Source organism: Knoellia sp. p5-6-4, from assembly GCF_029222705.1.
In the GTDB taxonomy this organism is placed as follows: Bacteria; Actinomycetota; Actinomycetes; order Actinomycetales; family Dermatophilaceae; genus Pedococcus_A.
Genome location: NZ_JARGZF010000002.1, coordinates 628530 through 653014, shown reverse-complemented (window position 1 = coordinate 653014; position 24485 = coordinate 628530). Strand labels below are relative to the sequence as shown.

General features: G+C 71.9%; 20 protein-coding genes. 10 read left to right on the top strand and 10 right to left on the bottom strand.

What is annotated here, in order from left to right:
• Positions 1-41: 41 nt before the first annotated feature.
• From glgX to treZ, 3 genes are read left to right on the top strand one after another with little or no spacing between them, the layout of a single operon-like run.
• Complete coding sequence (gene glgX, locus P2F65_RS14570) at positions 42-2213, top strand: glycogen debranching protein GlgX (protein ID WP_275809147.1); 2172 nt, start codon at positions 42-44, stop codon at positions 2211-2213.
• Entirely contained in the window at positions 2210-4684 is a 2475-nt protein-coding gene (treY, locus tag P2F65_RS14565; protein WP_275809144.1) for a malto-oligosyltrehalose synthase, read from the top strand. Before glgX ends, treY begins: the two co-directional genes overlap by 4 nt.
• Positions 4674-6608, top strand: coding sequence for a malto-oligosyltrehalose trehalohydrolase (gene treZ, locus P2F65_RS14560; RefSeq protein ID WP_275809141.1), 1935 nt, complete (start codon positions 4674-4676; stop codon positions 6606-6608). Before treY ends, treZ begins: the two co-directional genes overlap by 11 nt.
• On the opposite strand, the gene P2F65_RS14555 is transcribed toward treZ, so the two are convergent.
• From P2F65_RS14555 to P2F65_RS14545, 3 genes are all read right to left on the bottom strand, one after another.
• On the bottom strand, positions 6542-7057 hold the full coding sequence (locus P2F65_RS14555) for a GNAT family N-acetyltransferase (protein ID WP_275809138.1): 516 nt from the start codon (positions 7055-7057) through the stop codon (positions 6542-6544). The two genes, treZ and P2F65_RS14555, sit on opposite strands and share 67 nt — an antisense overlap.
• A complete protein-coding gene (locus P2F65_RS14550; RefSeq protein WP_275809135.1) occupies positions 7057-8010 on the bottom strand; it encodes an acyl-CoA thioesterase II in 954 nt (317 codons plus the stop codon). The genes P2F65_RS14555 and P2F65_RS14550 overlap by 1 nt, the downstream gene beginning before the upstream one ends.
• A 121-nt stretch (positions 8011-8131) precedes the next feature.
• Positions 8132-10249 carry a RecQ family ATP-dependent DNA helicase gene (locus P2F65_RS14545; RefSeq protein WP_275809132.1) on the bottom strand — a complete coding sequence of 706 codons (2118 nt, stop codon included), beginning with the start codon at positions 10247-10249 and terminating at the stop codon, positions 8132-8134.
• A 106-nt stretch (positions 10250-10355) separates the two neighbouring features.
• Here P2F65_RS14545 and P2F65_RS14540 point away from each other — a divergent pair, with 106 nt between their 5' ends.
• The 3 genes from P2F65_RS14540 (at position 10356) to P2F65_RS14530 (ending at position 12262) form a co-directional block, all read left to right on the top strand.
• Complete coding sequence (locus tag P2F65_RS14540) at positions 10356-10814, top strand: acyl-CoA thioesterase (protein WP_275809129.1); 459 nt, start codon at positions 10356-10358, stop codon at positions 10812-10814.
• Entirely contained in the window at positions 10811-11449 is a 639-nt protein-coding gene (locus tag P2F65_RS14535) for a hypothetical protein (protein WP_275809126.1), read from the top strand. Before P2F65_RS14540 ends, P2F65_RS14535 begins: the two co-directional genes overlap by 4 nt.
• A gap of 111 nt (positions 11450-11560) precedes the next feature.
• Positions 11561-12262: a GAF and ANTAR domain-containing protein gene (locus P2F65_RS14530; protein WP_275809123.1), complete on the top strand. Its 702-nt coding sequence runs from the start codon at positions 11561-11563 to the stop codon at positions 12260-12262.
• A gap of 27 nt (positions 12263-12289) precedes the next feature.
• Here P2F65_RS14530 and P2F65_RS14525 read toward each other — a convergent pair whose 3' ends face one another.
• The 6 genes from P2F65_RS14525 to pepN all read right to left on the bottom strand — a co-directional run bounded on the left by P2F65_RS14525 (position 12290) and on the right by pepN (position 19692).
• Positions 12290-12610 carry a hypothetical protein gene (locus P2F65_RS14525; protein WP_275809120.1) on the bottom strand — a complete coding sequence of 107 codons (321 nt, stop codon included), beginning with the start codon at positions 12608-12610 and terminating at the stop codon, positions 12290-12292.
• A 210-nt stretch (positions 12611-12820) separates the two neighbouring features.
• Complete coding sequence (locus P2F65_RS14520) at positions 12821-13615, bottom strand: glycerophosphodiester phosphodiesterase family protein (protein ID WP_275809117.1); 795 nt, start codon at positions 13613-13615, stop codon at positions 12821-12823.
• 68 nt (positions 13616-13683) lie between these two features.
• Positions 13684-15390 (bottom strand): glycoside hydrolase family 13 protein, encoded by a 1707-nt coding sequence (locus tag P2F65_RS14515; protein ID WP_275809115.1) that lies wholly within the window; start codon positions 15388-15390, stop codon positions 13684-13686.
• 202 nt (positions 15391-15592) lie between these two features.
• Positions 15593-15988: a globin gene (locus P2F65_RS14510; RefSeq protein ID WP_275809112.1), complete on the bottom strand. Its 396-nt coding sequence runs from the start codon at positions 15986-15988 to the stop codon at positions 15593-15595.
• Between the two features lie 16 nt (positions 15989-16004).
• Complete coding sequence (locus P2F65_RS14505; RefSeq protein ID WP_275809109.1) at positions 16005-16943, bottom strand: mechanosensitive ion channel family protein; 939 nt, start codon at positions 16941-16943, stop codon at positions 16005-16007.
• 199 nt (positions 16944-17142) lie between these two features.
• Positions 17143-19692 carry an aminopeptidase N gene (pepN, locus tag P2F65_RS14500; protein ID WP_275810679.1) on the bottom strand — a complete coding sequence of 850 codons (2550 nt, stop codon included), beginning with the start codon at positions 19690-19692 and terminating at the stop codon, positions 17143-17145.
• 127 nt (positions 19693-19819) lie between these two features.
• On the opposite strand from pepN, the gene P2F65_RS14495 reads away from it, so the two are divergent.
• The 3 genes from P2F65_RS14495 (at position 19820) to P2F65_RS14485 (ending at position 22175) form a co-directional block, all read left to right on the top strand.
• A complete protein-coding gene (locus tag P2F65_RS14495) occupies positions 19820-20446 on the top strand; it encodes a disulfide bond formation protein DsbA (RefSeq protein WP_275809106.1) in 627 nt (208 codons plus the stop codon).
• Positions 20447-20471: 25 nt separating this feature from the next.
• Entirely contained in the window at positions 20472-20951 is a 480-nt protein-coding gene (locus P2F65_RS14490) for a ribose-5-phosphate isomerase (protein ID WP_275809104.1), read from the top strand.
• Between the two features lie 108 nt (positions 20952-21059).
• Entirely contained in the window at positions 21060-22175 is a 1116-nt protein-coding gene (locus tag P2F65_RS14485) for a PP2C family protein-serine/threonine phosphatase (protein WP_275809099.1), read from the top strand.
• A gap of 34 nt (positions 22176-22209) precedes the next feature.
• Here the strand turns inward: P2F65_RS14485 and P2F65_RS14480 are convergent, their stop codons facing one another.
• On the bottom strand, positions 22210-22740 hold the full coding sequence (locus P2F65_RS14480) for a DUF4395 domain-containing protein (RefSeq protein ID WP_275809096.1): 531 nt from the start codon (positions 22738-22740) through the stop codon (positions 22210-22212).
• 203 nt (positions 22741-22943) lie between these two features.
• On the opposite strand from P2F65_RS14480, the gene P2F65_RS14475 reads away from it, so the two are divergent.
• A complete protein-coding gene (locus P2F65_RS14475) occupies positions 22944-24440 on the top strand; it encodes a S8 family serine peptidase (RefSeq protein WP_275809093.1) in 1497 nt (498 codons plus the stop codon).
• Positions 24441-24485: the final 45 nt, after the last annotated feature.

Here is a 24485-nt window from a genome sequence, read left to right as displayed (position 1 = left end):
GCGGCCTTCGCCGCACCCCACACCCCTTATGAAAGGGACCCATGGAGATCTGGCCCGGCAACGCCTACCCCCTCGGCGCGACCTACGACGGCACCGGCGTCAACTTCGCCCTCTTCTCCGAGGCGGCCGAGCGCGTCGAGCTGTGCCTGATCGGGGACGACGGCGAGGAGACCCGCATCGACCTCCCGGAGGTCGACGGCTTCGTCTGGCACGGCTACATCCCGGGCGTCCAGCCCGGCCAGCGCTACGGCTACCGGGTGCACGGTCCCTACGACCCGGCCCACGGGCACCGGTGCAACCCCTCGAAGCTGCTGCTCGACCCCTACGCCAAGGCCTTCGACGGCATGTCCGACGGCGACGAGTCCCTGTTCTCCTACCACTTCGAGGACGGCGAGGCCGACAACGCGGACGAGCTCAACACTCACGACAGCCTTGGCCACACGATGCTGTCGGTTGTCGTCAACCCCTTCTTCGACTGGGGCCAGGACCGGTCGCCGAGGCACCAGTACCACGAGAGCGTCATCTACGAGGCCCACGTCAAGGGCCTCACGCAGAACCACCCCGACATCCCGGAGGAGATCCGCGGCACCTACGCCGGCATCGGTCACCCGGTGACCATCGCCCACCTGCAGGAGCTCGGCATCACCGCGATCGAGCTGATGCCGGTGCACCAGTTCGTGCAGGACTTCACCCTGCTCGACAAGGGTCTGCGGAACTATTGGGGCTACAACACCATCGGCTTCCTCGCGCCCCACAACGAGTACGCCGCCTTCGGCACGCGCGGCGAGCAGGTCGCCGAGTTCAAGGGCATGGTCAAGTCGCTCCACGAGGCCGGCATCGAGGTCATCCTCGACGTCGTCTACAACCACACCGCCGAGGGCAACCACATGGGCCCGACGCTCTCCTTCCGCGGCATAGACAACGCCAACTACTACCGGCTCGTCGACGACGACAAGGCGCACTACTACGACACGACGGGCACCGGCAACAGCCTGCTCATGCGCAGCCCGCACGTGCTCCAGCTGATCATGGACTCGCTGCGCTACTGGGTCACCGAGATGCACGTCGACGGCTTCCGCTTCGACCTCGCCGCCACCCTGGCCCGCCAGTTCCACGAGGTCGACAAGCTGTCGGCCTTCTTCGACCTCGTCCAGCAGGACCCGGTCGTCAGCCAGGTCAAGCTCATCGCGGAGCCCTGGGACGTCGGCGAGGGCGGTTACCAGGTGGGCAACTTCCCGCCTCTGTGGACCGAGTGGAACGGCAAGTACCGCGACACGGTGCGCGACTTCTGGCGCGGCGAGGCCGCAACGCTCGGGGAGTTCGCCTCGCGCATCACCGGCTCCTCCGACCTCTACCAGGGCGACGGCCGGCACCCCATCGCGTCGATCAACTTCGTCACGGCCCACGACGGGTTCACCTTGCGAGACCTGGTGTCCTACAACGAGAAGCACAACGACGCCAACGGTGAGGGAGGCAACGACGGCGAGAGCCACAACCGCTCGTGGAACTGCGGCGTCGAGGGGCCGACCGACGACCCCGAGGTGGCCGACCTGCGCCTGCGCCAGCAACGCAACTTCCTCACGACGCTCCTGGTCTCGCAGGGCGTGCCGATGCTCCTGCACGGCGACGAGATCGGTCGCACCCAGGGCGGCAACAACAACGGCTACTGCCAGGACAACGAGATCTCGTGGGTCGACTGGGACCTCGACGAGGACCAGCTGGACCTGCTCCACTTCACGCGTCGCCTGATCGAGCTGCGCCGGGAGCACCCTGTCTTCCACCGGCGCAGATTCTTCGCCGGCAGTCCTGACCACGGCGGCGAGTCGGAGGTCGGCGACATCGAGTGGTTCGAGCCCGGTGGCGGGCACATGGACGAGGAGAGCTGGGCCAACGGCTACGCCAGGTCGATGGCGGTCTTCCTCAACGGCTCGACGATCCCCGAGCCCGACACCCGCGGCCAGCGCATCGTCGACGACAACTTCCTCGTCCTCTTCAACGGCCACCACGAGCCCCTGCGGTTCACCCTGCCCGACGAGGACTACGGCGGTGGCTGGCTGGTCGACATCGACACCGGCGCGCAGGACATCGACCCGGAGCTCGTCTTCACGCCCGGGTCGCAGGTGACCGCGCAGGCACGCAGCGTCGTGGTGCTGCGCTGCCCCCTGGAGCGGCAGGCCACGTCTGCGGCAGGCGCCGCCGAGCGGCGCCGATGACCGGTATGCCGTCCGGCCGCGTGGCGCACCGCCCGGCACCCGGGCGTCCTGTCCCGTCGGCCACGTACCGTCTGCAGATCCAGCCCACCTTCACCTTCGAGGACGCGTCCGCGCAAGCGGACTACCTTGCGGCGCTGGGAGTTTCGCACGCCTACCTGTCTCCGGTGCTGCAGCCCGCCCCCGGCTCGACGCACGGCTACGACGTCGTCGACCACAGCCGGCTCAACGAGGAGGCGGGCGGTCGCGAGGCCTACGACCGGATGGTGGCGCGGCTGCGCGAGCACGGCGTCCGCGCCGTCGCGGACGTGGTGCCGAACCACATGACGGTGCCGTCGCCGGCATACCTCAACCACCAGTGGTGGTCGCTGCTGCGCGAGGGCAGGGACTCCGAGTTCGCGCACTGGTTCGACATCGACTGGGAGGCAGGTGACGGGCGGGTGCTCATGCCGGTGCTGGGCGCCGCGCTCGAGGAGGTGCTGGCGGACGGCGAGCTGGCCGTCGAGCACTCGGGCGGGCAGAACGGCGACGAGACGGTGGTGCGCTACCACGACCACCAGTTCCCCGTGCGTCCCGGCACCGAGAGCCTCGACCTTCCCGATCTGCTTGCGGCACAGGCGTACCGGCTCGCCTACTGGCGCGAGGGCGGCGACGAGCTGAACTACCGGCGCTTCTTCGACGTCACCACGCTCGCGGCGGTACGGGTCGAGGACCCGGAGGTCTTCGACGCCACCCACGCCCTGCTGCTCGAGCTGGTCCGCAAGGGCGAGCTCGACGGCCTGCGCATCGACCACCCCGACGGCCTGGCCGACCCGCGCGGCTACCTCGACCGGCTCGCTGAGGCCACCGGCGACTCGTGGGTCGTGGCCGAGAAGATCTTGGAGGGCCACGAGGAGCTGCCGGACGACTGGCGCTGTGCCGGCACGACCGGCTACGACACCCTGCTGCGGGTCGGCGGCGTGTTCGTCGACCCGTCGTCCGAGGGCGACCTGACCGCGCTGGCGCGCGAGCTGACCGGCGACCACCGCGCCCTCGAGGAGATCATCGACGAGGCGAAACGCCTTGTCGTCGAACGGATCCAGACGGCCGAGGTCAACCGGTTGCTGCGTCTGGTGGCGCGGGTCGACCCGGACCTCGATCCTGCGGCGTCGCGGCGCGCGCTCGAGGCGCTGCTCGTCGCCATGGACCGCTACCGCGCCTACATCAGGCCGGGGGAGCGGGCGCGGTCCGAGCAGGTCGCGGTGGTCGAGGAGGCGTGCGACCGGGCCGAGACCACGCTGGCCGACTCGGACCACCGGACCCTCTCCCGGATCCGCCAGCTGGTCCTGGGCACCGGCGCGGAGCCGGCCGACCGGGCAGCAGCCGACGACCTCGTGGTGCGGTTCCAGCAGACCTGTGGGCCGGTGATGGCCAAGGCCATCGAGGACACCGCCTTCTACCGCTACGTCCGGCTGGTGTCGCTCAACGAGGTCGGCGGCAACCCGGCGCACCTCGGCACCGGCGTGGGGGAGCTGCACGACTTCGCCGAGCGGCAGCTGGCCTCGTGGCCGACCGCCATGACCACGCTGTCCACCCACGACACCAAGCGCTCCGAGGACGTCAGGGCCCGCATCGGCGTCATCTCCGAGCGTCCCCACGAGTGGGGGCGGTGGCTCGACGAGGCACGTCGGCTGGCGAAGCCCCACCGGCAGGAGCGGCTCGACGCTGCGACCGAGTACCTCCTGTGGCAGACGGCCGTGGGTGCCTGGCCGATCGACCGCGAGCGGCTCCAGGGCTATGCCACCAAGGCCGTCCGCGAGGCCAAGGCGCACACGACGTGGACCGACCCCGACGAGGGCTACGAGGAGGCCGTTGCCCGTTTCGTCGACGGGCTCGCTTCCGACCCGGCGCTCGCAAGGCACATCGAGGCCTGGCACGAGGAGACGGGGGAGTACACCCGCGCGGCCGTCCTGGGGCAGAAGCTGCTCCAGCTCGTCATGCCGGGGGTGCCCGACGTCTACCAGGGCACCGAGCTGGTCGACCTCTCACTCGTCGACCCCGACAACAGGCGGCCGGTCGACTTCACCGAGCGCCGACGCCGGCTCGAGGCGCTCGACGGGGGAGCGGCCCCCGCCGACCTCGACGACGACAAGCTGCTCGTCACCTCGCGGGCGCTGCGCCTGCGGCGCAAGCACCCGGAGTGGTTCACCGGCGAGGCCGCGGCCTACGAGCCCCTCGCGGCGACCACCCCGCACGCCCTCGGTGTCGGTCGGGGCGACGCGTCCGGCGTGCAGGCGGTCGCCGTGGTGACCAGGCTGGCCGCGGGCCTCGAGGCGGCCGGGGGCTGGGGTGCCCACCGGGTCTCCCTGCCACCGGGCACCTGGCGCGACCTGCTCACGGGGCAGACCACCTCGACCCACGACAGCGAGGGCATCCCGGTGGCGGAGTTGCTCGCCGGCCTGCCGGTCGCTTTGCTTGTCCGCGATGAGTACTGAACAGCGCGGCAGCAGAACGACGACGGCGGGCCGGGGCCGGCCCACGGGCCAGGCATCGAGGAGCCACGAGCTCAGGGTCTGGGCGCCCGACGCCCAGCGCGTGGCCGTGCACGTCGGTTCCCCGGACGAGGACCCGGCGGTCCAGTCCATGACGGCAGCAGGGGGTGGCTGGTGGACCTGGCGGACCACGGCTGCGAGCGGGCCGCTCGACTACGCCTTCAGCGTCGACGGGGGTGAGCCCCGCCCGGACCCGCGCAGCGCCTGGCAGCCCCACGGCGTGCACGGCCCGAGCCGCACCTTCGACACCGGCGCCCACGAGTGGACCGACAGCACCTGGGCGGGCCCGCAGCAGGGCCTCGGGACGCTCGGTGGCGTCGTCTACGAGCTGCATGTCGGCACGTTCACCCCTGAGGGCACCTTGGACTCCGCCGTCGGCAGGCTCGACCACCTCGTCGACCTCGGGGTCGACGTCGTGGAGCTCATGCCGGTGGCCGCCTTCGACGGCCGGTGGAACTGGGGTTACGACGGCGTCGCCCCGTATGCCGTGCACGAGGCCTACGGGGGGCCGGCTGCCCTGCAGCGCTTCGTCGACGCCTGCCACCAGCGCGGGCTCGGGGTGTGCCTGGACGTGGTCTACAACCACCTCGGCCCCGCGGGGAACTACCTCGGCACCTTCGGGCCGTACTTCACCGACGCGCACGCCACCCCGTGGGGTGCGGCGCTGAACCTCGACCAGGAGGGCAGCCAAGAGGTCCGCCGCTGGATCATCGACAACGCGCTTCGCTGGTTCGGGGAGTTCCGCGTCGACGCGCTGCGGCTCGACGCGGTGCACGAGCTGCGCGACGACTCCGACCGGCACGTCCTGGCGCAGCTCGCCGACGAGGTCAAGGCCCTCGAGCTCCGGCTCGGGCGCCCGCTGACGCTGATCGCCGAGAGCGACCTCAACGACCCGGCCATGGTCACGCCGACCTCCGAGGGCGGCCGGGGCATGGACGCGCAGTGGGACGACGACGTGCACCACGCCCTCCACGTCTCACTGACGGGGGAGCGCCAGGGCTACTACGCCGACTTCGGGGGCTTCAGCCCGCCGCTGCCGGACGGTGGTCCCCTCACCGTGCTGGCCAAGACGCTCACCCAGGTGTTCCTGCATGACGGCCGGTACTCGAGCTTCCGCGAGAGCGAGTGGGGCGCCCGGGTCGACCGAGCGGCCGTCGACGGCCGCCGCTTCCTGGCCTACCTGCAGACCCATGACCAGGTGGGCAACCGCGCCGTGGGCGACCGCATCAGCGCGATCACCTCGCCGGGACAGCAGGCCGTCGGCGCGGCCCTCTACCTCACCGCGCCCTACACGCCGATGCTGTTCATGGGTGAGGAGTGGGCGGCGAGCACGCCGTTCCAGTTCTTCACCGACTTCGGCGACGCCGAGCTCCGCGAGGCCGTCTCCGAGGGTCGTCGGAGCGAGTTCGAGTCGCACGGCTGGGCTTTCGACGACGTGCCGGACCCGCAGGACGAGGCGACCTACCGGCGCAGCCAGCTCGACTGGGCCGAGGCCCGCGAGCGCGGTCACGCCCGGATGCTGGGCTGGTACCGCGACCTGATCGCCCTGCGGCGCAGCGAGGCCGACCTCGGTGACGGCCGGCTCGACCGGGTCGAGGTTGCCTGCCACGACGACAACCGGTGGCTGGTCATGCGTCGGGGCGCTGTCTGCACGGTTGCCAACCTCAACGAGGCCGAGCAGACGGTTCCGGTGCCGGCCGGCATCCGCTCGGTGCTGCTCGCGTGGGACCCCGCAGCCACCGCGGTCGACGACCAGGGGCTGAGGCTGCCCGGCCACGGCGTCGCGGTGGTGCGGCTCCGTCAGGGAGCGGAGTCGACGGACCAGTCAGCGGTCTCGAGCGGCCGGGGCGCGGCGTCGAGGTCGTAGGTCAGGAGGTCGGTGCGCACCGCCAGCCGGTCGTAGGTCGACTGCGCCGTGGTGTTGGACGCCCTGGTGACCCAGCGGACGTGGCTCCAGCCGCGCTCGCCGCAGCGCTCCTGCAGGGCCGCCAGCAGCGCGTCCACCGCGCCGGTGCCCCGCTCCCCGGGGGCGACGAACAGGTCGTCGAGGAAGCAGGCGGTGCTGCCGTGGAGCGGCCTGGGGAACGGCCGGTAGTGCGCCAGTCCCACGGGCTCGGCGTCGGCTGCCGGCCGCACCACGACAGCCTCGAGCTCGTGGTCCGGGTCCATCAGCCACGACCACACGACCGTTGAGACCTCGACCGGACGCGCCGACTCGTAGAACTCGAGGTACCCCCTGTGCAGGCGGGACCAGGCTTCACGGTCCTGCGGCCGCAGGTCGTCGACGACCCAGCGCCCGGGGTCGCGCTCGGGCATCACGAGTCCTTCACGCGGATCATGCCCTCCTGCGCCACGGTGGCCAGGAGCGTGCCGTCCGGGGCGAACATCTGGCCGGCCCCCAGCCCCCGGCCGCTGGAGGCCGACGGCGAGTGCTGGGTGTAGAGGATCCAGTCGTCGGCGCGACCCCGGCGGTGGAACCACATGGCGTGGTCGAGGCTCGCCGGGCGGAGCCGGCGGTCCGACCACGCGAGCCCGTGCTTGCGCAGCACCGACTCGAGCAGCGAGTAGTCCGAGGCGTACGCGAGGACGGCCGCGTGCAGCAGCGGGTCGTCGGGGAGCGAGCCGATCGCCTTGAGCCAGACCGACTGGTGCGCCGCCCGCTGGGCTCCCGGCTTGAGGTAGAGGTGGCCCTCGACGTGCCGCAGGTCGATCGGTCGCTGGTAGGCGAAGAACTGCGCGGCGGGGTGGTCGATGGTGCCGAGCGTCTCCTCGACCGACGGCAGCATCTCGGGGTCCGGCGCCGCCGGCATCTCGGCCTGGTGGTCGAGTCCCTCGGCCGGTGCCTGGAACGAGGCGATCATCGACAGGATCGTCTTGCCGTACTGGATGGCGTGCACCCGCCGGGTGGAGAACGAGTTGCCGTCGCGCATCCGCTCCACGGCGAACCGGATCGGGTGGCTGTCGTCACCCGGGCGCACGAAGTAGGCGTGCAGGGAGTGGATGGACCGCCGGCCGCCGTCGACGTCGGCCACCGTGCGACCCGCCGCGACGACGGACTGGGCCAGCACCTGCCCGCCGAACACCCGGCCGTGGGGCTGGGGCTGGCTGCGGCCCACGAAGACCTGGGCCTGCGACTCGCCGAGGTCGGTCTCGTCGTCGTCGGGCAGGCCGCGGACCGCGATCTGCGCGGTGCCGAGCTCGTCGAGGTCGAGGACGTCGAGAAGGTCGGCGAGGGGGTCGAGGCGGGGCTTCTCGTCGCTCGTGGTCACCCGGCGACGATAGCCGGTGCCCGTGCTCGCCCGCCCGGGGCGCCCGCTCGTGCTCGCCCGCCCGGGGCGCCCGCTCGTGCTCGCCCGCCCGCGGCGCCCGCCGGCGGGCCAGACCTGGGTGCTACCCCTCGACGGCGAGGACGAAGGGCAGCACGCCCTCGGCGCCCGCCTCCCGCAGCGCCTGCGACGCCACCGTGAGGGTCCAGCGCGAGGAGGCGACGTCGTCGACGAGCAGCACCGGCCCGGGCACCTGCGAGAGCGCCTCGGCAAGCGCCGGTCCCACGGCGAGCCGGCCCCACACCCCGGCGAGCCGGAAGGCGCTGTTGCCACCGGCCTCGCCCACCGGCCCCTCCGCGACGAGGTCGAGCGAGCCGAGGAAGGGCAGCCGGCCGATCTCGGCCAGGCCCCGGGCCGCGGACAGCACGAGCTGGGGCCGCCTGCGCGAGGGGACCGCGACGACGGCTGCCGGCCGCTGCGCCCAGCCCCAGTCGCGCAGCACCGGCACGCACGCCCGGAGCAGCTCGGCGTCGACCGGGGCGTCCTCCCGCAGGAGTCCGCGCAGCCGCTGCCCCCACCCGAGGTCGGTCAGTCGTGCGAGGGCCCGCCCGGTCTCCATGGCCTCCGTCGCGGGGATCCGCCCCTTCAGTGGCACGCCGAGGCGATCCATGCCGCTCGGCCACTGTGACCGCGGCTCGAGCTCGACCCCGGCGCGCTCCAGCCGCCCGCGCGCCGAGACGACCGCGGTCTCGGGGATGTCGGTCGGGAACCACGGTCCGGCACAGGCGTCGCAGCGGTCGCACGGCGCGGCGGTGGCGTCGTCGAGCGACTCCTGCAGGAAGGCCATGCGGCACTGCGTGGTGCGCTCGTAGTCGAGCATGAGGCCCTGCTCGCGCCGGCGTGCCTCGCTGACCCGCGCGTAGCGCTCCGCGTCATAGGCCCAGGGCTGTCCGGTCGCCGTCCAACCGCCCGACACGCGCTGCACGGCGCCGTCGACGTCGAGCACCTTCAGCAGCAGCTCGAGCCGGGTGCGGCGCACGTCGACGATGGTCTCGAGCGCCACGGTCGACAGCGGCCGTGACGACTCCGCCAGCGCCTTGAGCACCGCGTCGGCCTGGTCCTGCCGCGGCATGGAGGCCGACGCGAAGTACGCCCAGATCTCCTTGTCCTCCGGCCCCGGCAGCAGCAGCACGTCGGCCCGCTCGGTCGCGCGACCGGCGCGACCCACCTGCTGGTAGTAGGCAACGGGGGAGGAGGGGGCGCCGAGGTGCAGCACGAACCCGAGGTCGGGCTTGTCGAAGCCCATGCCGAGCGCGCTGGTAGCGACCAGGGCCTTCACCTCGTTGTCGCGCAGCGCGGCCTCGAGGCGCTCGCGGTCGGCCGGGTCGGTGCGGCCGGTGTAGGCCTGCACGGCGTGCCCCGCCTCCCGCAGGGCGGCCGCGACGTCCTCGGCCGCGGAGACGGTCAGGCAGTAGACGATGCCGCTGCCCGGCAGGTCGTCGAGGTGGGCGAGCAGCCAGGCCAGCCGCTGCTCGGGCGAGGTCTGGCGCAGCACCCCGAGGCGCAGCGACTCACGCGCCAGCCCACCGCGCAGCGTGAGCACCTCGTGGCCTCCCGCGCCCAGCTGCTCCACGACGTCGGTGACGACCCGGGCGTTCGCGGTGGCGGTCGTGGCCAGGACGGGGGTGTGGTCCGGAAGCGTGGTGAGCAGGTCGCGGATGCGGCGGTAGTCGGGCCGGAAGTCGTGGCCCCAGTCGCTGACGCAGTGGGCCTCGTCGACCACCAGCAGGCCGCACCGGCGCGCGAGGTCGGGCAGCTGCTCGTCGCGGAAGCGCGGGTTGTTGAGCCGCTCGGGGCTGACCAGCAGGACGTCGACCTCGTCGGCGGCCAGTGCCGCGCTGACCCGGCCCCACTCCTCGGCGTTGGCCGAGTTCATCGACACCGCGCGGATGCCGGCGCGCTGCGCCGCCCCGATCTGGTCACGCATGAGCGCCAGAAGGGGCGAGACGATCACGGTGGGCCCGGCGCCCTGGGCCCGGCGCAGGGCGGTCGACACGAAGTACACCGCCGACTTGCCCCACCCGGTGCGCTGCACCACCAGCACCCGCTGGCGCGACCCCACGAGCGCCTCCACGGCCTCGAGCTGGCCGTCGCGGAAGGCGGCGTCCTCGCGGCCGACGAGGCGCCGCAGGACGGTGGTCGCCTCCTCGGTGAGGCCAGTGCTTGCGGTGGTGGCAGACATGCGCACCACCGTATGCCGCGTGGCCGACAGAGCGGGCCCCGCACCCCCGGGACCTGTGGACAGCCTCGACCCGAGGCGGCGAAGCCGGGATGGGAGGATGGCCCGCATGGCCAACGTGAGAGCGGAGCGATACAGCGCCGACGTCCCGCTGCGCTGGAGCGACATGGACGCCTACGGACACGTCAACAACGTGCAGTTCCTGCGCCTGCTCGAGGACGCGCGGGTCATCGGGTTCCAGGAGTGGTTCGGCGACGAGCGTTCGGTGCTCGACCAGGGAGTCCTCGTCGCGCGCCACGAGATCGAGTACCTCGCCCCCCTGAAGTTCCGGCACGCCCCGATCGCCGTGGACATGTGGGCCACCCGCATCGGCGGCGCCTCCTTCGACCTCGCGTACGAGGTCCGCGACCCGGCGGGGGTCGGCGAGGCGCTCTACGCCCGGGCCGAGACGACCCTGGTGCTGTACAGCTTCACCGACGGCAAGCCGCGGCGGCTGGCGGAGGCGGAGAAGGCCACCCTGCAGCGGCACGAGGGCGAGCCGGTGCCGTTCCGCTGGCGCCGTCGATGACCGACCTGCGGTTCCCCGACGCCGAGGCTCTCGCCGACCTCGGCACACTGGTGGCGCGGGCGAAGTCCGTGGACCCCGAGGGTGCCATCAGGTTGCAGGCGAACGGCCGCACCCTCGCCGCCTACGTCGGCGTGCTGCCCGGGACCGGGCTGCTGGCGGAGGGCGCCGTCATCGGCCTGCGCACCATGCCGCTGGCCGAGGACTCCGCCGTCGACGTGATCGTGTCCCTGGCAGCGGTCTCCGACCGGCTGGCCCGTCGCGACACCGACCCCGGACGGCCAGCGCTCGCCGTGCCACCGGTGAGCGTGCGCGCACCGTGGGCGGCGGTGGCCCCACCGCGCGGCGGCTGGGAGCGGGTCGGCAGCCTCGCCGCCGACGTGGTCAACGAGGCCGCGCGCGAGGGGATCGAGGAGGTGGCGCAGGGCACCCCGCAGCAGGCCGGCGGCCACGCGGTGGCTGCGCTGCGTCAGCGGGTCTGGCAGCGCAGCACCACCACCGTGCCGCCCTTCCCGGCGGGCGGTGCCTTCGCGGCATACGTGCTGGGGTTCACGCCGGCCGGCGCCGAGGTCACGGTGTTCGCGCACGGTCGCTGGACACGGCTGTCCACGCCGGTCGGGCACGTCCTCGTGCGCTGAGCCCCACCCTGCCCCGGGGTTGCCCCGAACCGGCGGCACGGGCGCGCCGCCTGCGCGATACTGCTCCTCTCGGGGCGAGGCCCCGCACCTGGGTGAGGAGGTGGCGAGGCGGTGTACGACCACCCCCTGTTCGTCCAGACGCTCTCCGCCTTCACGCACACCCTGCTGACGCCCTACGACACGCAGACGATGCTCGAGGAGCTCACCGACCGGGTGACCGCGGTGCTCAGCCTCACCGGCAGCGGGGTGGCGCTCGCGGTCGACGGCCACCTCACCCTGGCGAGCGCGCTGCCCAACGCCGTGGCCGACCTCGAGCGGTTGCAGGAGCAGCTGGAGGCCGGTCCGACCTGGGACGCCCACCGCACTGGGACGGCGGTCACGGTGACGGACCTTCGTGAGCAGGTGCCCGGCTGGGAGGGTGTCCCCGAGGCGGCGGAGCGGCTCGGCCTGCGCGCGGTGGCCGCGGTGCCGATGCGGCTGGGGGAGTGGAGCGTCGGCGCCTTGAGCCTGTATGCCGGCGAGCCCCGGGAGTGGCCCGAGGAGGACGTGGCCGCCGCCGCCGCCCTCGCCGACATGGCGACCGGCTACCTCGTCAACGCCTCGAAGCTGCGCCAGCAGGAGCAGCTCGCCGAGCAGCTGCAGACCGCGTTGGACAGCCGGGTGGTCATCGAGCAGGCCAAGGGCATGGTGGCCGCCGCGGAGGGCATCACCGTCGACGAGGCGTTCGCCCGGATCCGGCGCTACGCGCGCGACCGCAACCTCGTGCTCCGCACGGTGGCCCAGCAGGTGGTCTCCGAGGGGCTGCGTCCGTAGGCGCCGCCCGAGAAGCGGGCTCTGCTCCTACGTCCAGGGCGGGCGCGGCCACGACGCCGAGGCCGATCTCGCTGCTGCGAGGGTCGCCCCGCCCACCCGAGCGGCTGGGCCGGGACCCCCGCGCCACGTCGCCCGCCGGGTGCGCAGCTGGGCCACGACCGACCGCTGCCGCGACAGCAGCGGTGCCACCTCGGGGTTGACCACCATGGCCTGCCCGTCCGAGACGAGGAACGGCGTCGACCGCAGGCTGTCCTCGATGTGCGTCAGCATGCCGAGGAGCTCGCGCACCGACGCGCTCGCCAGGTCGGTCAGGTCGGCGGTGAGAGGGGTCGTGGTCGTGTTGATCATGCGCTGCTCCACGTGGGGGTCACCGGGTAGAGGCAGGGCCACCGTGCGGTCCAGAGCAGCGCCACGAGTAAGGATGCGGCCGGGGTCAGGGGCCGTCGATGACGTCGACATTACGGTGATGTCACGTAGGCGCGCAGGCATTTTCGCGGATTTCCCTGAAGTCAGGTCTTTGGTCCCCGTGACCTGCGGCTGCCCGATGTGGCCGTGGTTTCACCCCGCCAGCGTGCCGCCCCGTTCGGTGAGGACCTCCGCGAGGGTGTCGATGCGGTCGGAGACGATGCCGTCGACCCCGAGGTCGAGGAGGCGGTGCATCTCCTCGCGGTCGTCGATGGTCCACACGTGCAGATGCTTGCCGTGGCGGTGCACCCGATCCACCAGGCCCCGGGTCACGAGGGTGACCCGACGGCCCGCCACCGTGTGCTGCGGCGGGATCTGCAGCACCGGGGACGGTGTCCGCAGCCACCGCGTGAGCACCCCAGGACCGAAGCGGAGTGCGGCCACCCCGACCTGCCCGGCGGCCGTCGCCAGCCGGGGCCCGAGGGCGCGGCGGACGGCGCGCAGCCGGCGCTCGGAGAACGACCCGACGCACACCCGGTCGACCGCGTCGTGCTCGCGGATGGTGCGCACGAGCGGCTCGACCGCACCGGGGGCCTTGACGTCGATGTTGACCCGGGCGTCGGGGAACTCCTCGAGCAGGTGGGCGAGGAGGGGGATCTCCTCGGTGCCGTTGATGCGGGCCTCGCGCACCGCGGCATACGGCAGGTCGGCGACGGCGCCGGAGGCGTCGGTGACCCGGTCGAGGTGCGTGTCGTGGAACGCCAGCAGGTGACCGTCCGCGGTGGCGTGCACGTCGGTCTCGAGGTAGCGGTAGCCGAGCCGGACCGCGGTGCGGAACGCGGCCAGGGTGTTCTCGAGGTCGAGGTTGTCGGCGTGCAGGGCGCCGCCGCGGTGGGCGAGGCCGATCGGGGTGCTCGCGTCCAGGTACGGGAAGTCGGCGGCTCTCACGGCTTCAGTCTGCCGTGGGAGCCGCCGACGTTCTCGTCAGCGGTGCCGGTGCGCCGGGGGCGGGTGGGTCAGAGCGCCGCCCACACCGCTGTGTCGGCGGGCACGCGGCCGTCGGCGTCCAGCGGGCCGGAGGCGACCAGCACGCGGGCACCCTCGGGCAGGGCCACCGCTGCGTCGCCGAGGTTGGCCAGCACCAGGGTGGAGCCGTCACCGGCGCCGGTGTTCTCGAGGGCCACCACGTCGTCACCGAAGCCCTCGACGAAGCGCAGCCCACCGGTGCCGAGCGAACGCTGCCGACGGGTGGTGAGCAGCTGGCGGTAGAGCTCGAGCGTGGAGCCGGCAACGCCCTCCTGCTGGTCGACGGCGTACTCGCCGTAGACCGCGGGCTGGGGGAGCCAGGTGCTCTCCGAGGGGCCGAAGCCGAAGGACGGGGCGTCGCCCTGCCACGGCATCGGCACCCGGCACCCGTCCCGGCCGATCTCCTCACCGCCGGTGCGGTGGAAGGCCGGGTCCTGCCGGTACTCGTGCGGCATGTCGGTGGAGTCCGGCAGGCCGAGCTCCTCGCCCTGGTAGAGGTAGGCGCCGCCGGGGAGGCCGAGCATCAGGGTGGTCGCAGCGCGGGCGCGCTTCAGGCCGAGCTCGCGGTCGGGCTGCGGGTCGGCGGCGCTGATGCCGTTGGGGCGCTTGCTGCCGACCGGCAGGCCGAGGCGCGAGGCGTGGCGCACGACGTCGTGGTTAGACAGCACCCAGGTGCTCGGCGCGCCCACGGAGTCCGCGGCCTGCAGCGACGACGCGATGACCGCACGCAGGTCGTCGGCACGCCAGGCGGTGCCGAGGAAGTCGAAGTTGAACGCCTGGTGCATCTCGTCGCTGCGGACGTACATCACCGCGCGCTCCTGCGGCTCCACCCAGGCCTCGGCGCACAGGATGCGGTCGGGCTGGCCGTAGGAGTTGAGGATCTCGCGCCATCGGCGGTAGATCTCGTGGACGCCGTCCTGGTCCCACATCGGGGGCTTGGGGGAGTCGGCGCCGTGGCGGCCCTCGTCGAGCAGGTGCAGGTCGGCGCTCCAGTGCGGCAGGCCCTGCTCCTTGATGAGGCCGTGCGCCACGTCGACGCGGAAGCCGTCGACGCCGCGGTCGAGCCAGAAGCGCAGGATCGACTCGAACTCGGCGCGCACCTCGGGGTGCTCCCAGTTGAAGTCCGGCTGCTTGGAGTCGAACAGGTGCAGGTACCACTGGCCGTCCTCGACGCGGGTCCAGGCCGACCCGCCGAAGACCGAGTGCCAGTCGTTCGGCGGCTCGCTGCCGTCCTCGCCCTGGCCGTCGCGGAACATGTAGCGCTCGCGCTCGGGGCTGCCCGGGCCGGCGGCCAGCGCGGCCCGGAACCACTCGTGCTCGTCGGAGGAGTGGTTGGGCACGAGGTCGACGATCACCTTCAGGCCCAGCTCGCGGGCGGCGGCCAGCATGGCGTCGGCGTCCTCGAGGGTGCCGAAGAGCGGGTCGATGTCGCGGTAGTCGGCCACGTCGTAGCCGGCGTCGGCCTGCGGGGAGCGGTAGAACGGGGAGAACCACACCGCGTCGACACCGAGCGCCTTGAGGTACGGCAGGCGCGCTGTCACGCCGGGCAGGTCGCCGATGCCGTCGCCGTTGCCGTCGGCCCAGGACCGCGGGTAGATCTGGTAGATGACGGCGCTGCGCCACCACGCGGCGTCGGGGGAGTCCGGCGCGTGCAGCAGCTCAGCGGTGCGGGCGGGGGAGTCGAGAACGTCGGTCACGGGCCACCATGATCCACGAGTTGGCGCGCGGAGTGAACTCCATTTCGCAAAGTCTTGCGAATCAAGCAAGAAATTTCACATGGTCGTGACGTGCAGCAACCTCTGCTAGCACGAGTTGCTGCGGCCGACCCACGTTGCTGCATACCCCTGGGGCAGCAACCTCTGCCGGGTCGAGCGCGAGGCGTGACGAAAGACGGTGCCGTCAGTCCTCGAAGGCGTTGACGAGCGAGTGGGCGGCCCGCTCGAGGTAGTCGCGCAGCAGGAGGTCGTCGGCCGGGGCGAGGCCGAGGGTGTCGACGGCGGCCATCATGTGCAGCAGCCATCGGTCGCGCTGGGTCGGCGTGACCTTGAAGGGCACGTGCCGCATCCGCAGCCGCGGGTGGCCCCGCTGCTCGGAGTAGGTCGTCGGGCCACCCCAGTACTGCTCGAGGAACATCCGCAGGCGGTCCTCCGCGGGCCCGAGGTCCTCCTCGGGGTAGAGCGCCCGCAGGTCGGGGTCGCCGGCCACCCCGCGGTAGAACTCGTGCACCAGCCTGCGGAAGGTCTGGTGCCCGCCGACCTGGTCGTAGAAGCTCTGCTGCTGCCCCGCTGGAATCACCGGGACAGTCTCTCACTCACCGCCCGGCAGGTCCGAACGGCGTCAGCGGCGGCCCCTGCACCCCGGCCGCGTCGAAGGCTGCCTTGACGCGCTCGCGGATCTCGCGGGAGACGCCGTACTGCTGCTCAGGGGCGGTCTTGGCCAGCACTCGGATCGTGACGGCCGTGCCGCTGACGGACTCGACACCGAGCACCTGCGGCTCCTCGAGGAGCATGTCCTTCCACGCGGGCTCCTCGTCGAGGCGGTGCACGACTTCGCGGATCAGCGGGATGACCTTCTCGAGGTTCTCCGCGTAGGAGACCGGGATGTCGACGAGCGCGGTCGACCAGCCCTGGCTCTTGTTGCCGATCCGGATGATCTCGCCGTTGCGGACGTACCAGACGACGCCGCTGGGGTCGCGCAGCCGCGTCACCCGCAGCGAGACCTCCTCCACGGTGCCGATGGCCTCACCGGTGTCGACGATGTCACCGACGCCGTACTGGTCCTCGAGGATCATGAAGATCCCGGAGAGGAAGTCCTTCACGAGGCTCTGCGCGCCGAAGCCGAGGGCCACACCACCGACACCGGCGGTGGCGAGCAGCGGGGCGAGGTCGACACCGACCGTCGACAGGATCGTCAGGGTCGTGAGGATCGCGATGGCGATGGTGACGATGTTGCGCAGCAGCGACCCCATGGTCAGGGTGCGCTGGCGGTGACGCTCGTGCGCGATGCCCGTGGCGTTGCTGAGCACCCGGCTGGCACGGCCGCCCTGCTTCTCCCGCCGGGCGTCGGCCTTGGCCAGCGTGACGTTGACGACCCGGTCGATCGAGCGGTTCAACAGCCACCGCAGCACCACGGCCGCGAGCAGGGTCACCAGCACCATCAGGGGCCAGCCGGAGAACCACTCCCACGCGCTCTCGGGTGTCACCGCGGAGATGGTCTCCACGAACTGGTCCAGCACCAAGCTCAACGTCATGCGGGCCATTGTTCCCATGACGGGCAGCCCGATTCGAAACGGGCACGCCCGCTGCGCACGGCACTGTGAACCGACTCACGCTCTGGGGCGCGTGATGGCCCGCTCGAGGCAGCGAGCCAACGACCTCGTATGCCGGGGGCGCGCCTGAGGCGGCCCGTGACCGTGGGAGGCGAGCCCCCGGCACAAAGTCGGTGCGGCGTCAGCCCCGGGCGTCGCGCTCCTGCGCCCGCAGCGCGCGGGCGATGCTGTCGCGGTTCTCCGAGACCAGGCGCACGAGCGCGGCGGGGGCGTCGTGGTGGGCGTCGAGCCAGGCCTGGGTGGCGTCGAGCAGCTCCTGGTTCGCCAGGGCGGCCGGGTAGAACTGCTGGACGATCGACTCGGCGATCGCGTGCGTGCGCCTGCCCCAGACCTCGAGCAGCATCGCGTGGTACTTCTCGACGTAAGGAAGCAGCAGCGTCGGGTCGACCGCACGGCCAAAGCCGAGGCTCGTCGCGTCGAGCACGCTGTTGGGCAGCTGGTCGGACTCCACCCCGGCCGCCCATGCCGCTGCCTTGGCCTCGGGTGTGGGGCGGGCCGCCAGCGCGCGGGCCTCGCGCTCGCGACCGGTCGAGGTGTTGTCGCGCTCGCGCTCGGCGCGCACCTGCGCCTCGTCGGCTGCGCCGGCGGCCGCCATCGAGGTCAGCAGCGTCCACCGCATCTCGGTGTCGATGGCCAGGCCGTCGAGCACCTCGGTGCCCTCGAGCAGGCCACGGACGTAGCCGGCGTCGTCGGCGGAGGTGAGCATCCCGGCATACGTGGTCACGAGCTGGAGCTGGGCGTCGCTGGCCGGCTCGGCCCGCCGCGCCAGCTCCTTCAGGGACGCCACGGTGCGGGCGAGGGTCTCCTGGCGGCGCTCCTCAGCGGTGTACAGGAGCACCGTCGTCTGGAGCTGGCCGAGCAGGGTGCGCAGCAGGGTGGAGTCCGTCTCGCCGGGCAGCGAGGCCAGCACGAGGTCGACGAAGGCGCGCGCGGGCATCTCGGCGTCACGGGTCATGTCCCAGGCGGCGCCGAGCACGAGCGCGCGCGGCAGGCTGTCCTGGAATCCGCGGGGGTGCGCCAACGCGGTGGCGAGCGAGCGCTCGTCGAGACGGATCTTGGCGTAGGCCAGGTCGTCGTCGTTGACGAGCAGGAGGTCGGGCTGGGCCCTGCCGACGAGCTCGGGCACGTCGGTGCTCTCGCCGTCGACGTCGAGCTCGAGGCGGTCGGTGCGCACCAGGGCATCGCCCTCCACGGCGTACAGGCCCACCGCCAGGCGGTGCGGGCGCAGCGTCTCGTAGCCCTCGGCATACGTCTGCACGATCCGCGCCGAGGTGATCACGCCCTGCTCGTCGACCTCGACCTCGGGACGCAGCGTGTTGACGCCGGCGGTCTCGAGCCAGAGCTTGCTCCAGGTGTCGAGGTCGCGGCCAGAGGTGGCGGCCAGCTCGTCGAGCAGGTCGGCCAGGGTGGTGTTGCCCCAGGCGTGCTTGGCGAAGTAGCTGCGCAGGCCGGCGACGAACGGCTCACGGCCGACGTAGGCCACCAGCTGCTTGAGCACCGAGGCGCCCTTGGCGTAGGTGATGCCGTCGAAGTTGACCTCGACGTCCTCGAGGTCGCGGATCGGGGCGACGATCGGGTGCGTGGAGGAGAGCTGGTCCTGGCGGTAGGCCCACGCCTTCTCCGAGGTGCCGAAGGTGGTCCAGGCGGTCTCCCACTGGGTGGCCTCTGCCTGGCAGGTCGTGGAGGCCCACTCGGCGAACGACTCGTTGAGCCACAGGTCGTTCCACCACTTCATCGTCACGAGGTTGCCGAACCACATGTGGGCCAGCTCGTGCAGGATCGTCAGCGCGCGGCGCTCGATGATCGCCTCGGTGACCTTGGCGCGGAAGACGTAGATCTCGTTGATGGTGACGGCGCCGGCGTTCTCCATCGCGCCCATGTTGTACTCCGGCGTGAACAGCTGGTCGTACTTGGCGAACGGGTACTCGCTGTCGAACTCGTTCTCGAAGAATGCGAACCCGCGCTTGGTGCAGTCGAAGATGTTGTCGGCGTCGAGGTGCTGCAGCATCGACTTGCGGCAGAAGATGCCCAACGGCACGGTGCCCTTGCGGGTCTCCACCTCGTCGCGCACCACGGCGTACGGGCCGGCGACCAGCGCCGTGATGTAGCACGACATGCGCGGGGTGGGCTCGAAGGCCCAGGTGGCGACGCCGTCACCGGCCGGGCTGGGCTCGGGGGTGGGGGAGTTGGAGACGACCTCCCAGTGGCTCGGCGCCGTGACCGTGAACGCGTAGCTGGCCTTGAGGTCGGGCTGCTCGAAGACGGCGAACATGCGGCGGCAGTCGGCCACCTCGAACTGCGAGTAGAGGTAGACCTCGTTGTCGACCGGGTCGACGAAGCGGTGAAGGCCCTCGCCCGTGTTCATGTAGACGCCGGTCGCGTCGATGGTGAGCTCGTTGTGCTCGGCGAGGGAGGGGACCTGCACGCGGACGCCGTCGAAGTGCGCGGCCGGGTCGAGCGACTCGCCGTTGAGCGTGATCGACTCGACCGACTCGGCGATGAGGTCGATGAAGGTGGAGGCGCCCGGCTCGGGGCTGGAGAACGTCACCGTGGTGCGGGTGCGGAACGTCTTCTCGGAGGTGGTCAGGTCGAGCTCGACGTCGTAGTGGTCGACACTCACGATCGCGGCGCGGGCGATGGCCTCGTCGCGGGTCAGGTTCTTGCCGGGCACGGGAAGTCTCCTGGTGGTCTGGGCGTGGATGGCGGCCATGATGGCACGCCGGTCAGCGGCCCCGGCAGGGACTGAGGCACTCTGCCCGTTGAGGCCTGATTCGCCGGAAATGGCAGAATGCTGCGCTATGAGTGACTCCACGAACACCCGGACCCGGTCGGCCGCAGAGTTCTGGTTCGACCCGCTCTGCCCGTGGGCCTGGATGACCTCGCGCTGGATGACGGAGGTCGAGCAGGTCCGCCCGGTTGACGTCACCTGGTCGGTCATGAGCCTGTCCGTCCTGAACGAGGGACGCGACCTGCCCGAGGACTACCGCGCGCTCATGGACCGCGGTTGGGGACCCGTCCGCGTCGTCATCGCCGCCGCCCGTGAGTACGGCGACAAGGTCGTCAAGCCCCTGTACGACGCGATGGGCACCCGGATCCACGTCCAGGACGAGAAGGACCTCGACGCCGTGGTCGCCGCGGCGCTCGACGAGGTCGGCATCGACCCCGGCCTCGCGCGGTTCGCAGGCAGCGACGAGGTCGACGACCGGCTGCGCGCCAGCCACCAGCGCGCCATCGACCTCGTCGGCGACGAGGTGGGCACCCCGGTGGTGGCCGTCAACGGGGTCGCGTTCTTCGGGCCGGTGGTCAGTCCGGCCCCCAAGGGAGAGGACGCCGGGCGGCTCTGGGACGGTTGCGTCCTGGTGGCCGGTACGCAAGGGTTCTTCGAGCTCAAGCGGAGCCGGACGGTAGGCCCGATCTTCGACTAGGCCCGAACTGACGAGGAGAACGTCCATGCGCGTCCACATCGGCGGCGACCACGCCGCATACGAGCTGCTCGGCGAGCTCGTCGCCTTCCTCGAGGAGGAGGGACACGAAGTGACCAACCACGGCCCGCACGACTACGACGCACAGGACGACTACCCGGTCTTCTGCCTGCGGGCGGCCGAGGGCGTGGCTGCAGACCCCGGCTCGCTCGGCATCGTGCTCGGCGGGTCGGGCAACGGCGAGCAGATGGCCGCCAACAAGGTCGCCGGCATCCGGGCGGCGCTCTGCTACAACGAGGAGCTGGCGCGGCTGGCCCGTGAGCACAACAACGCGCTCGTGCTGTCGATCGGCGCCCGGATGAACAGCAGCGACGAGGCCAAGGCCATGGTGCGGACCTTCCTGGGCACCGAGTACTCCGGCGAGACCCGGCACCAGCGGCGGATCGACATGCTGACCGCCTACGAGCAGTCCGGTGCCCTGCCGCCCCTGCCGGGTTCTGTGGATTGACGGTGGCGGAGCAGGGCTCAGTCACTAGGCTGTCCCGGCGGGCTGAGCGCCGGCCCGCATCGACCCCCTGTCCGGATGCGGTCCGGCCGCTGCGAGGTGCCGTACGACGTGGAAGTCCATAGCGAGGTGTTGGCCCGCCGCAGGCGGGCCATCCGCCTTCAGCGCTACCTCCGTGCGCACCCGAGCGCGATCTGGACGCGGGCGGTGCAGCCCGCCACGGCGACCGTGCTCAGCGTCGGCGCGCTGCTCGCCGCCATCGCGATGCACCAGTGGCCCACCGTCGTGCCCTTCTCCGGGTTCATCCCCTTCGCGGTGCTGGCGGGCCTGTTGTTGCGGCCGCGCCACCTGGCGGTCGTCGACGGCGTCCTGGTGGTCTGCGCCGCGTGGGCGGCCATCGAGCGCAGCGAGGGCGACCCGCTCGTCTACCTCAACGCCTTCGTGGTGCTGCTGCTGGTGATGGTCATCATGTTCTCCGTGGCCACCTCCCGGGCCCGGCTCGGCGTGCAGGGGAGCCTCGGCGAGACCATGCTCGTCGACCTGCGGGACCGGCTGCTCACCCAGGGCGAGCTGCCCGACCTCCCGCAGGACTGGGGCGCCGAGCTGTGCGTGCTCTCCGCCTACGGCGACTCCTTCTCGGGCGACTTCGTCGTCACGAGCAAGACCGACGGATGCCTGGAGATCGCCCTGGTCGACGTCTCCGGCAAGGGTGTCGCAGCCGGGACGCGGTCGCTGCTCCTGTCGGGCGCCTTCGGTGGCCTGCTGGGATCCATGCCGGTCGACCGGTTCCTACCCGCAGCCAACGCCTACCTGATGCGCCAGCACTGGGACGAGGGCTTCGCGACTGCGGCGCACGCCTTCATCGACCTCGAGACCGGTGCCTTCAGCATCGGCTCCGCGGGTCACCCGCCGGTCGCCCGCTTCTCGGCCGGGTCGGGCCGCTGGGAGATGCTCGAGGCCGTGGAGGGGCCGGTCCTCGGAGTCAGCGAGGGGGTCGGCTTCCCGCGCACCACCGGCATGCTTCAGCGCGGTGACGCGTTGCTGCTCTACACCGACGGCGTGATCGAGACCCGCACCCGCGACCTGCGCGACGGCATCGACCGCATGCTCGGCACCGCCGAGCGGATGATCACCCGCGGCTTCGAGGGCATGGCCGAGCGGATGTGCGTCTCAGCCCGGGCGGGCGAGACCGACGACCGCGCGGCGGTCATCGTGTGGCGCCGCTGACCGGACGCGCAGCGACCGGTCCGGCGCAGGCTGCTCAGGCGGACGCGCCTGCCTGAGCCCCAGTGCTGGAGGAGCGCCGGGTCAGGTCGGCGCAGTCGAGGCAGATCTCCTCGGGCACGAGCCCGGTGCGCATGAGCAGGCCGAACAGCACGCACCCGACGCAGAAGCCGAAGAAGGCCTCGAGGGCGGGGAAGAGCACCATGACCACGCCGATCACGAGCACCGCGGTGCCGGCCGCCGAGGACCCGGTCAGGGTGGCCACGAGCCCGAGGATGGCTGCGGCGCCGGTCATGACCGCCCCGATGGTCGCGGCGAACCGCTTCGGCGGCCCCGCCGTGTAGCGCGGCGCGGCCGCCACTCGCGGACGGACGAAGCGCTGGATGCCCCGGGCCAGCGGGCTGGCCGACGGACCCCATCCGGCGCGGAGGACGAACTCGGCAGCGAGGACGGCATACAGCCACCACTGGCCGGTCGCCAGCGCCAGGGCGGACACGACGAGGACGCCACCGGCGATGAGGCGGACGTTGACGTCGTCGACGATGCTGGGGAAACGAGAGATGCGCACGCCGCATTATCACCGACATAACCACTGGTTATCGAATGCGCGGTCCAGGTTCTCGCGATGCGGACGGTGGCGAGCCGGTCCGCACCCCCCGTGGATCTTGACGCTTTCTTGAATCGCGGACCATTGACCCCGGTTTGTCCGACTTGTCAGGGTCCACAGGGGGGTGCGCACCCGCGAGACCCCACGACCAGGAGGACACCGTCTTGACCCCTTCGACATCACGCCTGGGCCACAAGCTCATCGCACTGTCCCTGACCGCGGCCTGCGGCACCGTCGGCACCGTCGGCGTCGTCGCCGCTTCGCCCGCAGTCGCCGAGCCGCTCGGCGCGCCGACCTCGTTCGTCGTCGTCCAGGGCGGCACCGGCACCGACAAGGCTGTCGCCGCCACCAAGGCCGCGGGCGGCACCGTCACCATGGAGTGGCCGCAGATCGGCGTCGTGATCGCCGAGGCCTCCGACGACGAGTTCGACGACATCGCCCGTGGCGAGTCGGGCATCGTCGCGGCCGGCCCCACTCGCGCCCTGCACGCCTTCCAGCCGCCGACCGCGCCCGCCACCGGCACGGTGAGCGGGCTCGGTCCCGGCACGTCAGGTGGTGACGACACCGCGGAGCCCCTGAACGACAAGCAGTGGGACATGCGGATGATCAAGGCCGACAAGGCGCACCTGACGACCGACGGCAACCGCGCCATCACCGTCGGCGTCCTCGACTCCGGCATCGAGGCCGACCACCCCGACCTCGCCGCCAACGTCGATCCGTCGCAGTCGGTGAGCTGCGTCGACAAGGGCGTGCCCAACACCGCACCGAGCGCGTGGGGCCGCAGCGGCTCCGACCACGGGACGCACGTGGCGGGCACGATCGCCGCAGCGCGCAACGGCGTCGGCATCGTCGGTGTCGCTCCCAACGTCAAGCTCGCCGCCGTCAAGGTGGTCGACGACGACGGCTACATCTACCCGGAGTACGCCATCTGCGGCTTCATCTGGGCTGCCGAGAAGGGCATGGAGGTCACGAACAACTCCTACTTCATCGACCCGTACTACCTGTGGTGCAAGGCCAACGAGGACGAGAAGGCGGTCATCACGGCCGTCGAGCGGGCGCTGAAGTACTCGGAGAAGAAGGACGTCGTCAACGTCGCCTCCTCCGGCAACTCGCGCTGGGACCTGTCTAAGCCGATCGAGGACTCGGGCAGCCCCAACAACCACCCGGTCGGTGAGGAGCCGGAGGTCCGCTACACCGACCACCGCTGCTACGACATGCCGGCCGAGCTCGACAACGTCGTGACCGTCTCCTCCGTGGGCCCGACCGCGGAGAAGGCCTACTACTCCAACTACGGCTACAACGTCATCGACGTCACGGCCCCCGGCGGCGACGCCTGGCTGAGCTGGAACGCCCCGAAGTCCAACCCCGCCGACGCGATCCTCTCGACCACCAAGGGCGGCACCTGGGGCTACAAGCAGGGCACCTCGATGGCCGGACCGCACGCCGCCGGCGTCGTGGCGCTGGTGCGCGGCGCCGACACCAGCCTGAGCAACCAGCAGGCGGTGAAGACGCTGCAGCAGGAGGCCGACACCCTGGCCTGCCCCGAGGTCTACGACTACACCGACGACGGGGTCGCCGACGCCACCTGCGAGGGCGGCGCGAAGGGCACCGGGTTCTACGGTGCGGGCATGGTCGACGCCCTCGAGGCCGTCACTCCCTGACGCCGACGAGCTCCCCCTGCCGGGGCCCGGCCGCACGCGCGGCCG